Genomic DNA, 11,689 nt, shown 5'->3' with positions numbered 1-11,689 from the left:
GAGCAGAAACAGTCTGTCCATGACGGTATCCTCCCGCCATCTCCAGAATCACAATGCGCCGAGCCGAAGCAAGCAATTAATGGGTCCTGACCCTAGATAGTTGGCTGCGAGTTTGTCATATCGGGTCGCGACGCGCCGACATTGCTTGATCTTGTTGAAGAACCGTTTCGACCAGATTGCGCGCGCGATACAGATACGGGCTGAAGCAGATCGGGTCTTTGCGATTCCGTTTCGGTGGAATTGGCCCATGCTCCTTGTTGGCGAGCAAGCTCCCTGGTCCAGTCCGCGTCGTAGCCACGATCCGCGAGCAACATCGTTTGGGGAAGCAGCGCGCTGAGGAGAACTGAGCAAAGCCGACTATCATGCGCCTCGCCGGGTGAGGGCGAGATGGGCCGGCAGGCCGTCGGTGTCCACGACCGCGTGAATCTTGCTCGTCAAGCCTTCTCGCGAGCGACCCATGTCTTGGTGATTGTTGTCCGCGACACAGGCTCCGTGCTGACGCACGCGCACGACGGAGGTATCGATCATCTGCACGGCCGCGTCGTGACCGGCAGCCAACGCACTCCATGATCCGGTCCCAGACGCCAGCCCGCCGCCACCGAACGAAGCGATTGTAACAGGTAGTGCGGGGATCATAGACTTCTGGCAGGTCGCGCCATGGAGCACCTGACCGGAGGACCCAAAAGATGCCATTGAGCACACGACGGTCATTTACCTGCCGAACGCCGCGCGGCTTGTTGGGTAGCATCGGTTTGATGGCGGTCCATTCGTAGTCGCTGAGTTCGTAGCGCATGTTTCAAGGCTCCGGTTTCGGAGCTTGAATCACGTCTCGGGCGGAGCCATCAAGCCGCGAGAGCTGATCGCGAACCCGCTAAAGGTCTGAATCTACTTCCTCTTTTGGGGGCATAGCCGACTTGGTCAGATTTGCCGCTGGGTCGCCCCTGTAGCGATTGACCCAAAGGGGACGTCTAGCGTTGGCGGCTATTCAGCTTCAACATAGCGAATGATGCTCTGGTTCTGAACGTTTGCGACCAGCTCATCCGCGCGGGACAAAAGCCGACGCAGCAAGGGTGATTGATTTGCCCGATTGTATCCCAGGGCCAAGTCGACCGTTGGGGTGCCCCCCTCAAGCGCTCTAGCGACGACGTTGGGTGCCAGCATGTTCTGCGCATAGAGGGGAACGAGGCTGATCCCGCCGGTGGATGCCACGAGCGACATGGCGGACGATATGTTCTCGCCTGCGTACTTTGCCTCGAGGGTGATGCCGACCCTCGATGCGTAGTCCTGGATGACCTCTTCCAACACCGGAGAGGTTCGCGCCGAACTGACATAGATTTCGTGGGCGAGATCTTGCGGCCGAATCTTCTTGCGCGATGCCAGACGATGGTCGGCCGCCAGCACCGCGATCAACGGCTCCTTCGCCAGCACCTTGAAGACGACACCCTCGTTGTCTTTCTCGGGACGAAGGAAGGCGATATCCAGCTTCCCCCGCATCAATGCGAGCGCGAGTTCTGGTGAGGATTGCGTGCTGAGTGTGACGTCGACGTCCGGGGCTTCCTCCCGCAGGATTCGCAAAAGTTGCGGGAGCCACATAATCTCCAACCCTACGAGGAATCCCATCGATAGGAGAGGCTTTCGCGGACGGGCCGTCTGCCGGGCCCCCTCCGTTGCCGCCTCGACCTGAAGTAGCGCCAATCGCGCGTGATCGAGAAATACGCGTCCGGCAGTGGTCAGCGTCACGCCGCGGGCCTGGCGCTCCAATAGCTGAACGCCGACTTCGGATTCCAGATCGCGGATCTGTCGGCTGAGCGATGGCTGAGAGGTGTTGAGTCGCCGCTGAGCGGCGGTCAGCAGGCTGCCTTCTTCAGCGACCGCAATAAAATAGCGTAGATGCCTAAGTTCCATACACCCTCGTATATCTTCCAAGCATAGCTTGAAGCTACAAGGTGTCAAACGGCATCAGATCGGGACCCCGGATCGGCGCCCAAAAGGAGGGACCCCTATTTGGACGGCGGAGTGAGCAGCTGGCCGGGTTCAGGCCCGGCTCTTCAAGCGCCAGCTGTCGTTGCCGGTCTCGACGATGTCGCAGTGATGGGTCAGCCCGTCGAGCAGCGCGGTGGTCATCTTGGCGTCGCCGAACACGCCCGGCCATTCACCGAGCGCCGGATTGGTGGTGACCATGATCGAGGTGCGCTCGTAGAGCTGGCTGACGAGGTGGAACAGGGGATGGCCGCTGGCCAGGGCGAACGGCAGGTAACCGAGTTCATCGAGCACGATAATGCATGTGAGTACCCTCTCGCGTAAGGCCGACACTGACCGTCCGGCCCATGTTGGGGTAACGGCCTCGGTCCGGTCGATACCGTCAAGACCTGATGAACGAGAGCAAGTCGGGGTTGAGGACATCCGCATGCGTAGTGAGCATGCCATGTGGATAGCCGGGATACGTCTTCAACGACCCGTTCTTAAGCAGGTCGACCGCACGCGGCACTGAACTTGCGAACGGGACGACTTGATCAGCCTCGCCATGCATCACCAGCACCGGCACAGTAATCTTCTTGAGGTCTTCGGTATAATCTTCGAGCCAAGAGTCGACCGTCGCGTAGTGAGCAAGGGCACCGCCGCCCATGCCTTGGCGCCACCAGTTCGCAATGATCGCCTCCGAAGGCTTCGCGCCATCGAGGTTGTAGCCGTAGAACGGGTTCTCAGGCACGAAACGGTAGAACTCCGACCGATTGCCCAGTACGCCTGCCCGGATCGCTTCGAACCACTCGGGCGGCCGACCGGCCGGGTTGTCTTCGCTCCGGTACATGTTCGGCGTCAGCGAAGCGACCAGAACCGCCTTCGCGACCCGCTCCTGGTGGCGAGCGACGTAGCGAGCCACTTCACCGCCGCCCGTCGAATGCCCGATATGGATCGCGTCGCGCACGTCGAGGTGTTCCGTTAGGGCCGCGAGGTCGGCAACCCAATGGTCCATGTCGTTGCCGGTGTTGGGTTGGTCGGACCGGCCGTGGCCGCGCCGGTCGTGGGCGATCACCCGGTAGTCGTGGCGAAGGAAGAAGGTCATCTGGGCGTCCCAGTCGTCCGCCGTAAGCGGCCAGCCGTGGCTGAACACGATCGGCTGGCCCGAGCCCCAATCCTTGTAGAAGATGTTTACGCCGTCCGTGGTGGTAATGGTGGGCATCAAGTCGCTCCGTCTGCGCTTTGAACATTGTTTTAAAGAGCCAAGAAATCGTCCCGAGGCGTGACGATAAAATGTTCGTCAGCCGGAGAACGCGACTGTAAATTCCCCGTCTGACAAGGACAAATGCTTTTTCACGCTTAACGTATGCCTTGAAGGTATGGGGAGGTGGAGGGTTCGAAAACTCTCTGACTTTGAAAACTGATATATGATTCCGTGTTTTCGTGATTTTGACGGAGATGGAACGTGGGTCAGCCGGGATTTTGATGTGGATGAACGGGGCAGTTCCGGCCTGATCTGAAGCAGGCGCCGGCTGACCTGCGCCCCGTTCTAAAAACGTAGTCCAACAGGATTCAAAATGGGCGAAGCCGTTCGCTTTGCGGTTTCCCGCCCTGGCGCGCAAACGTGTTCGAGGACCTTCCTCAGGCCTTATTTAATGAGGCTTGCAAATCATCCTGACGTCGGCCCTGGCACATAGCCTCGTTGCGCTGCTATGCAGCAATACGTCGGCTACCGAGGCATAGCGGAATCTGGCGTGGCGTCGCGTCTGCAGATTTATGGGTTCACGGCCTAATTTAGCCAACAGCTTTGTCTCGCAGATTTCGTGACCATTGCGCGACAGAGAAAACAATATTTTTTCTTCAGCGGCTCCACTTGACAGAGGGCCGAGAAATATTTAGCCGATTTGATTATCGGAATTTAATGCATCAGCATATTGTGCTTGCGAGTACTCGACGCCATGTGCAGCTTTCGACCAATGTCGCGGCGTAGCCATTCTGATGACTAGTTGGATATCAGGACCTTGTGTCAGAATTCGCCGGTAATCTGAAAGAAACATGCACTATGTCTGCCACCACCACTACTACCCGCGCGCCGCGCGGAACGAAGAACTTGTCCCTGGCCTTTTTTGCTGCTGCTGACGCCATCAAGGAAGATAAGCGTCCTGCCGCCATCAAGGCCGCGTTGGCATCGATCCGCGGAGAGTTGAAGGCCACACGGGAACGGGCGAAATTAGCCAAGTCTCGCGCCGGCAAGAGGGGCCCAGGCCGCCCGCGCAAGGTTAAAACTGTCTAATATTGAGTGTTGGTTCAATCCGATCGTCTTCGAGCCAACTCTAAAACTGGGACGACTAACGAAAACGGTCGTCCCGATTCTGGAACTGACCGAGATCTTGCGCACAACTGAGCAGTTATTAACTCGGCGGCTAGGTTATTGGCGTTCGTAAGGGCATAGGATTCTAGAGCTGGGTCGATGCCGAGCTCCTCGCGGATGTGTTGAAACTTCCTTGGATCGGCGAAACGGCGATCCGTCATCATCGCCCGCAGCTCGGCTAACCCTTCTGTCGTGAAGAACAATCTGGGGGACGTGATCCGGTATCAAGCTGCATCAGCCCTCGGTCGATCAGGCCCTTGGCGACGGGCGAAAGCTTCGGCTTTCCGGCGTCGACTCCACCCCGCCAGGTTTTGATCATGAAGCCCTCGGCAACCGTCGGATATGTCGAGAAGAACATATCGAGCTCTCTCCGAATATAATCTCGTTCGCTGGGTGTGAACCCTGCGGCAATTGGTTGGTTCAACGTGCTCATGCTAGTTCCCGACGCCTACGCTTCGAACCGTCTGTCCCGCATAGGTGGGCGAGAGTCCGGATCAAGAAGGTCATGAGGGCGAAGCCCCACGATCCGCGCGATCTGGCGATAGTATCGACACCGATCTACCATTCCACAGCTCGTCGACGACGCCGAGTCGGTGAGAGACTGCACCGATGGCGGTGACGAGTGTGATCCTCCATCGGAGTTTTAAGAACGCGGTCCGCTGGCCATTACTTGACACCCTAATCCTGGCCTCCCTTGTGTTGTATGCGGTCTTGCTTTGTCCTACTAGCACGCAAGACTGAGGATTAGCGCGGGCCGCAGACGGCTGCCAAGCCTCCTGGACGTCACAGATCCTTCACCAACCGCAGAGCGTCGTAGATGGCGGCATGGGTGTTCCGGGCGGCGACCGCATCGCCGATACGGAACAGCTGGAAGTCGCCCTCGACCTCCTGTGTCAGTGGCTGCGGCCGGCCGGCAATCAATGCGGTGTAGTCTACCGCTCCGCGATTGCAGGATAGCGGCTTAAGCGCAAAGTAAAGGTCGTCGAGAGGAATCGTGCCCTGGTTGATCACAACTTGATCGATCCGCCGCTCTTCCCTCACGCCCCCGTAATCGCTGCCGACGATGGCTACTAGTTCGTTGCCTTCTCGTCGAACCGAGTCGAGGCGATACGTCACTGTAAAGATGACGTTCCGCTTTTGGAGCGACCGCATATAGGGCACAAGGTTCATCGCCATGACCTCGGGCGAGAAGCTTCGGTCTGGAGTCATCACCTCCAAAATCGAGCCGGTCGCACTGATGATCTCCGCGGCCTGTAGCGCCGCGTGGTCGCCAGCGTCGTCGAAGAGCAAGACCTGCGACCCCGGTTTCACATCACCAGCGATAATGTCCCAGGATGAAACGGTGAGGTCGTTTCCGGCCGAGAGGCTTTCCGTCGGTGGTAAGCCACCGGTCGCGATGATGACGGCATCTGGAGTCTCAGCGAGGACACTGTCTGCATCAGCCCAGCTGTTGAAGTGGAACTTGACGCCACGCGCTTCGCACTGCGCCATGCGCCAGTCGATGAGGCCGATCATTTCCTGACGGCGTGGGCTCCGCGCCGTCAGACGAACCTGCCCGCCAGGATGGTTGGCGGCTTCGAAAACCACGACCTCATGGCCGCGCACGGCCGCAACGCGCGCCGCCTCAAGGCCGGCCGGGCCGGCACCGACGACAACGATCTTACGCCGTGCTTTGCTGGGCGGAATGTCGTGAGGCATGGTCAGTTCACGACCGGTCGCTGGATTGTGGATGCAATAGGCCGAACCGCCTTGGTAGATCCGGTCTAGACAGTAATTGGCGCCGACGCAGGGGCGAATGTCGTCTTCGCGACCTTCCATGATCTTCCGAACGATGTGTGGGTCGGTCATATGCGCCCTGGTCATCCCGACCATGTCGAGCTTGCCTGAGGCAATTGCATGGCGCGCCGTCGCGACGTCCTGGATCTTTGCAGCGTGGAACGTAGGAAAGTTCGTGGCGGCACGGATCTCGCCGGCAAAATCGAGATGCGGCGAACTTGTCATGCCCTGGATGGGAATGACATCGGTGAGCCCGGCATCCGTATCGATATGACCGCGGATGACGTTGAGAAAGTCGACGAGGCCGCTATCCTTCAGGCGTTGCGATATCGCGAGGCCCTCGGCTTTCGTGAGGCCGCCAGCGACAACCTCGTCCGCCGTGTAGCGAAGGCCAATGATGAAGCTGTCGCCCACTCTCTTTCTGATGGCCAAGAGCACTTCGAAGGTGAAGCGCAGGCGATTATCCAGGGAGCCACCATAGCGCCCGTCCAGGGTGTTGGTCAGCGGAGACCAGAACTGGTCCATGAGGTGGCCGTAGGCCTGTAGCTCGATACCGTCGAGACCGGCTGCCTTCATGCGTTCAGCGGCATCCGCGTAGTCGCCGATGATTCGCGCGATGTCCCAATCTTCCAATTTCTTCGGAAAGGCGCGATGTGCGGCTTCGCGCCGATGGGACGGTGAGACGACGGGCAGCCAGTCGGCCTTATCCCAGCGCGTCCGACGGCCGAGATGAGTAAGCTGGATCATAACCGCGGTGCCGTGCTCGTGGCAGGCGTCCGTCAGCTCTTTCAACCAGGGCACCACCTCGTCCTTATATGCGAGGACGTTGTTGAAGACGGGCGGGCTGTCATGAGACACGGCGGCCGAACCGGCTGTCATGGTCAAGGCGATCCCCGCTTTCGCGCGTTCGACGTGGTACGCGCGGTAGCGGGCCGTCGGCATTCCATCTTCAGGGTAGGCCGGTTCATGTGAAGTGGTCATGATCCGGTTTCTCAATGTCAAATCCTTCAACCGGTAAGGTTGAAGGAGGGGATCCTTTGACATAGCGGCCTTCCACGGAACCGGGTCTGGCCTTGAGGCTAAGAGAACTGTACACCCTAGTCAATAAACTCGACGTAGCTGCACATTTATTCTTGCCCGGACCCTTCCCGCTTGCTAGCCTCGGCTGATGCAGCAGGCGGAAGCGATCGAGACGGGATGGCGCGGATCCGCCGAGAGCTGGCTGGAGACGGCTTACGACAGCTTTGTTGAGGCCGGTGTGGAGGCCGTGCGCATTCTGCCTTTGGCGAAAAAGCTCAACCTCTCGCGAACCAGCTTCTACTGGTTCTTCAAGGATAGAGACGAGCTTCTGGCGGCGCTGGTGGATCGTTGGCGCACGAAGAACACCGGTGGAATCATCAAGCAGTGCGCAGTGTACGCTGAGAGCGTGGCGGAGGCGATCCTCAATCTCTTCGACTGCTGGCTGGATCCCCGCCTCTTCGACTCGCAGTTCGAATATGCAATTCGCAGCTGGGCGTTGCAATCGCCTCATATCTCGGTCGAAATCGACGCGGCGGACACCGAACGACTTCAGGCGGTGACGGGCCTATTTGCGCGTTACGGCTTTGATCCGATCGCGGCCGATGCGCGTGCCCGAACAACGTATCTGACACAGATTGGCTACATTGCGGCAAAAACCGTTGAGGATTTGTCGTCGCGCATGCGGCGTATCCCGCAATACGTCGAGATCTTCACCGGCCAAGCTCCTGAGCCACGTGAGCTTCGGCGCTTCTTCGCGCGTCATGGCTATAACGATCCGGAACCCGGCCAGCCGCAGACCGCCGTTTGAAAGCCGACCATGCACGATAGCCCGTCCCCGAGGATCGCGTCTCTGCTCCGTTCGCGGCAACCCAACCACACGTTGCCAGCCGAACTCTATACCGATGCTAACGTGTTCGATGCCGATATGGAGGTAATCTTTCATCGTCACTGGATCTATGTCGGTCCGATTTGCGACGTGCCGGAGCCGGGCGATGTTTCGGTGGTAGACATCGGGCGGAGCAGTATCATTATCCTCCGCGACGATGCGGATGTGGTGCGCGCCTTCTTCAACGTTTGCCGCCATCGCGGTGCGCGACTGCTGCCGGCCGGAATATCCACGATCGGTCGGCTGGTGTGTCCGTATCATCAATGGACCTACGAGTTGAGCGGCGAGCTCGCCCACGCGATGCATATGGGCAAGGATTTTGATGCCAGTTGCCACAGTCTGGTGCCGGTGCATCTTCGCTCCATTGGCGGACTGCTCTATGCCTGCCTCGCGGACCGCCCGCCAGCCGATCTGGATGACTTGGCGGAGGTCATGGAGGCGCGCTTAGCACCCTACGGGCTGCGCGACGCCAAGGTTGCGCATCAGGTGGATCTGATCGAACGCGGCAATTGGAAGCTGACGATCGAGAACAATCGTGAATGCTATCACTGCTCTGCCACCCATCCGGAACTCTGCGTCGCCTTCGTTGACCTCGACTTTGGCTTCGATCCGGCAAGCTTGTCAGCGGAAGACCGTGCGCTCGCCGAAGCCCATGAGATGCGGTACGCCGGAAAGGCTCGCGAATGGGAGGCGCTTGGTTTCGAAACGAAAGCCGTCGAACATCTTGCCGGCCACCCGACCAATTTCCGCACGCAGCGGCTTGTCATGGGCGGCGCCGGAGAATCGCAAACAGCAGATGCGCTCGCGGCGTGCGGCAGGCTTCTCGGCAGCATGACGCGCAAGGACCTCGGCGACCTGCACTTGTGGGGCCATAATGCCTGGCATCATTTCATGGGCGACCATGCGGTGACGACCATGGTCATGCCGCTTTCTGCCAGCGAGACGCTCATCCGCACCAAGTGGCTCGTGCATAAGGAGGCGGTAGAAGGCGCGGATTATGACGTCGACCGATTGACCCATGTCTGGAAGGCGACCAATGAGCAGGATGCGCATCTCGTCGCGATCGCGCATGCCGGAATCGGGAGTCGCGGCTATCGGCCAGGCACCTATTCACGCTTCACCGAAGGGCAACTCGACAATTTCTTGACCTGGTACATTCAGCGCATGCAGGCGCACGGTTTCTGAAGCGGGTCTCGTGCTGTTGCGGGCACTTTCTGGAAGGTCTCGGCGAAGTGCAAGTTGTTGAGAAAATGCCCTATTCCGTCTCCGAGACGGAGAACGAATGGATTGTCCTAGCGGACGGAACGCGGCTTGCCGCGCGAATCTGGCGGCCTTCTGGCACGCAGGCACGTTTTCCGGCGATCCTTGAGTATCTGCCTTATCGCAAGCGCGATGGTACCGTCGACCGGGACGCGCTGACGCATCCTTACTTTGCCGGCCATGGGTATGCCTGCATGCGCGTTGACATGCGCGGCAGCGGCGAGTCGGACGGTCTGCTGGATGACGAATACTTGAAGCTTGAACAGGACGATGCGCTAGAGGTCATCGACTGGATCGCGGCGCAGCCATGGTGTAGCGGCCTTATCGGCATGATCGGCATTTCGTGGGGCGGGTTTAACGGGTTGCAGGTCGCGGCTCGTCGGCCGCCTGCGCTGAAGGCGGTCGTCAGCATCTGCTCGACGGACGATCGCTATGCCGATGACATCCATTTCATGGGGGGCTGTTTGCTCAATGACAATTTGGCCTGGTCCTCAACCATGCTGGGCTACATGTCGCGTCCGCCCGACCCGGCGCTGGTGGGCGACCGCTGGCGGGACATGTGGTTGCAGCGCCTGGAGCACGAGCCGCTGCTGGCTGCAATCTGGCTGCAACATCAGCGGCGGGATGATTACTGGAAGCACGGCTCGATCTGCGAGAGCTTTGAAGACATAAACTGCCCAGTGCTGGCCGTGGGCGGTTGGGCGGACGGCTATTCTAACGCCGTGCCAAAGCTGCTGGCGGGGCTGACGGCGCCGTGCCGAGGTATCATTGGACCCTGGGCGCATAAATATCCTCACTTCGCGCGGCCCGGACCGCGCATCGGCTTCCTCCAGGAATGTCTGCGCTGGTTTGATCAGCATCTAGCCGGTCGCGAAACCGGCGTGATGGACGAGCCAATGCTCCGCGTCTGGATGCACGACTGGCAGGAGCCTCTCGGGGAATACGAATTCCGCAAGGGTCGCTGGATAGCCGAACCCTCGTGGCCAAGCCTCGCCATTCAACGACAGGTTCTAGTGCTGAACGCAGAGGGGTTGCGCGCGGAACCTGGCCTTGAACAGAAGCTCGACTGGTGTTCGCCGCAGGACCATGGCGAGGTTTCCGGAACTTGGTTCAGCTTCGGGACCGGACCCGACCAGCCGACCGATCAACTGGTCGACGACGGCCGCGCTCTGATCTTCGACACGGTGCCGCTCGAAGAGACCCTGGAAATCCTAGGCGCGCCTGTACTCGATCTGGAAGTTGCCGTGGATCGACCGAACGCGGTCATCGCCGTGCGTCTTAGCGATGTTTCACCCGACGGCGGGTCGCTGCGGGTAACTTACGGCGTGCTGAACCTTACACATCGGAACAGCCATGAGCGGCCTGAGGATGTCGTGCCGGGTGCGCGCATGCGCATTCGCATTGCCTTGAACGATGCCGCGCATCGCTTCGTGCCGGGACACCGGCTGCGCGTCGCGGTTGCTACAAGTTACTGGCCCGTCATCTGGCCCTCGGCCGAACCCGCGACGCTCAGCCTTTTCACGGCGGCGAGCCGCCTGACGCTACCGGTGCGCAAGCCGCGTCCTGAGGATGCCGCGCTTGCTTTTCAGCCGGCGCAATCAGCGCCGCCGCTGGAACGCAGTTGGCAGCGCAAAGGCGGAGGCCATCGCCGTGTCACACGCGATGCCGAAACCGGCGAGTCGGTGATCGAAGTGCTGGCTGATTCAGGACGCTCTACCATTGTGGCGCTCGGGCTGGAGACAGAATCGATCCAGCGCGAAAGCTACAGCATCTTGGCGCGGGATCCACTCTCAGCCAAGGTCGATATCAGCTATACCATGTGCGTCGGCCGTGGCGCTTGGCAGACCCGCACCGAGACGCGGACGGTCATGCGCGCGACCAAACAGGAGTTCCTCCTGGAAGCCAGCCTCGACGCCTATGAAGGGGAGACACGGGTCCTGTCACGCAACTGGGCACGACGTGTCCCGCGTGATGGGGTCTGAGATGCCGTTGCCATGCTGACTTATGCGGGCAAGCGCCTTGCTCTTGCTTTGGTCATTTGCGTGCTCGCGATGACCGTGATGTTCGCGCTGGTCTTTTTGATTCCAGGTGACCCGGCCTCAATCGCGCTTGGGCCCAATGCAACGCCCGCCATGCGAGCCACGCTGCGCGCGCGCATGGGCCTAGATCAGCCGATGGCGTTTCAGCTGTGGCATTTCTTCGATCATGTCCTGCACGGGAATCTCGGTGTCGACGTCTGGACTGGACGCAGCGTCGCCAGCCTCGTTCTGGAGGCTTTGCCCTACACGCTGGCGCTGACGATCGGCGGTCTCGGCTGGGCCGCCCTGGTGGGTATCCCCCTCGGCTGCTATTCGGCGATCCGCCGCAATACCTGGATTGACCGGTTGAGCGGCGTGCTCTCGGTGGGCGCGATCTCG

9 protein-coding genes and 2 pseudogenes are annotated in these 11,689 nt (G+C 60.0%); 5 read left to right on the top strand and 6 right to left on the bottom strand.

Annotated elements, in window-relative coordinates; translation table 11 throughout:
* Positions 1–48 precede the first annotated feature (48 nt).
* The 4 genes and pseudogenes from GSQ83_RS09180 to GSQ83_RS09165 all read right to left on the bottom strand — a co-directional run bounded on the left by GSQ83_RS09180 (position 49) and on the right by GSQ83_RS09165 (position 3,181).
* Positions 49–793 (bottom strand): annotated as a pseudogene (locus tag GSQ83_RS09180) (IS5 family transposase).
* Between the two features lie 188 nt (positions 794–981).
* A complete protein-coding gene (locus tag GSQ83_RS09175) occupies positions 982–1,905 on the bottom strand; it encodes a LysR family transcriptional regulator (RefSeq protein ID WP_158802590.1) in 924 nt (307 codons plus the stop codon).
* A 129-nt stretch (positions 1,906–2,034) separates the two neighbouring features.
* Positions 2,035–2,322: pseudogene (locus tag GSQ83_RS30425) on the bottom strand (ATP-binding protein); the annotation flags it as partial.
* A 40-nt stretch (positions 2,323–2,362) separates the two neighbouring features.
* Entirely contained in the window at positions 2,363–3,181 is an 819-nt protein-coding gene (locus GSQ83_RS09165; protein ID WP_158802589.1) for an alpha/beta fold hydrolase, read from the bottom strand.
* Between the two features lie 840 nt (positions 3,182–4,021).
* Between GSQ83_RS09165 and GSQ83_RS09160 the strand changes: the two genes are divergently transcribed.
* Complete coding sequence (locus GSQ83_RS09160; RefSeq protein WP_158802588.1) at positions 4,022–4,252, top strand: hypothetical protein; 231 nt, start codon at positions 4,022–4,024, stop codon at positions 4,250–4,252.
* Positions 4,253–4,508: 256 nt separating this feature from the next.
* Here GSQ83_RS09160 and GSQ83_RS09155 read toward each other — a convergent pair whose 3' ends face one another.
* A complete protein-coding gene (locus GSQ83_RS09155; protein WP_158802587.1) occupies positions 4,509–4,763 on the bottom strand; it encodes a hypothetical protein in 255 nt (84 codons plus the stop codon).
* A 350-nt stretch (positions 4,764–5,113) separates the two neighbouring features.
* A complete protein-coding gene (locus tag GSQ83_RS09150) occupies positions 5,114–7,150 on the bottom strand; it encodes an NADH:flavin oxidoreductase (RefSeq protein ID WP_158802586.1) in 2,037 nt (678 codons plus the stop codon).
* A 124-nt stretch (positions 7,151–7,274) separates the two neighbouring features.
* On the opposite strand from GSQ83_RS09150, the gene GSQ83_RS09145 reads away from it, so the two are divergent.
* The 4 genes from GSQ83_RS09145 to GSQ83_RS09130 all read left to right on the top strand — a co-directional run.
* A complete protein-coding gene (locus GSQ83_RS09145; protein WP_158802585.1) occupies positions 7,275–7,934 on the top strand; it encodes a TetR/AcrR family transcriptional regulator in 660 nt (219 codons plus the stop codon).
* A gap of 102 nt (positions 7,935–8,036) precedes the next feature.
* Complete coding sequence (locus GSQ83_RS09140; protein WP_254065581.1) at positions 8,037–9,197, top strand: SRPBCC family protein; 1,161 nt, start codon at positions 8,037–8,039, stop codon at positions 9,195–9,197.
* Positions 9,198–9,244: 47 nt separating this feature from the next.
* Positions 9,245–11,254 carry a CocE/NonD family hydrolase gene (locus GSQ83_RS09135; RefSeq protein WP_158802583.1) on the top strand — a complete coding sequence of 670 codons (2,010 nt, stop codon included), beginning with the start codon at positions 9,245–9,247 and terminating at the stop codon, positions 11,252–11,254.
* Between the two features lie 12 nt (positions 11,255–11,266).
* Positions 11,267–11,689, top strand: a 423-nt coding sequence (locus tag GSQ83_RS09130) for an ABC transporter permease (protein ID WP_174246646.1), incomplete at its 3' end; no start/stop codon positions are given.

The sequence above is a fragment of the Acidisoma sp. L85 genome (assembly GCF_009765865.1).
Classification (GTDB): Bacteria; Pseudomonadota; Alphaproteobacteria; order Acetobacterales; family Acetobacteraceae; genus Acidisoma.
Note: the sequence above shows the minus strand (reverse complement) of the source record. Positions and strands in the feature narration are given on the sequence as shown.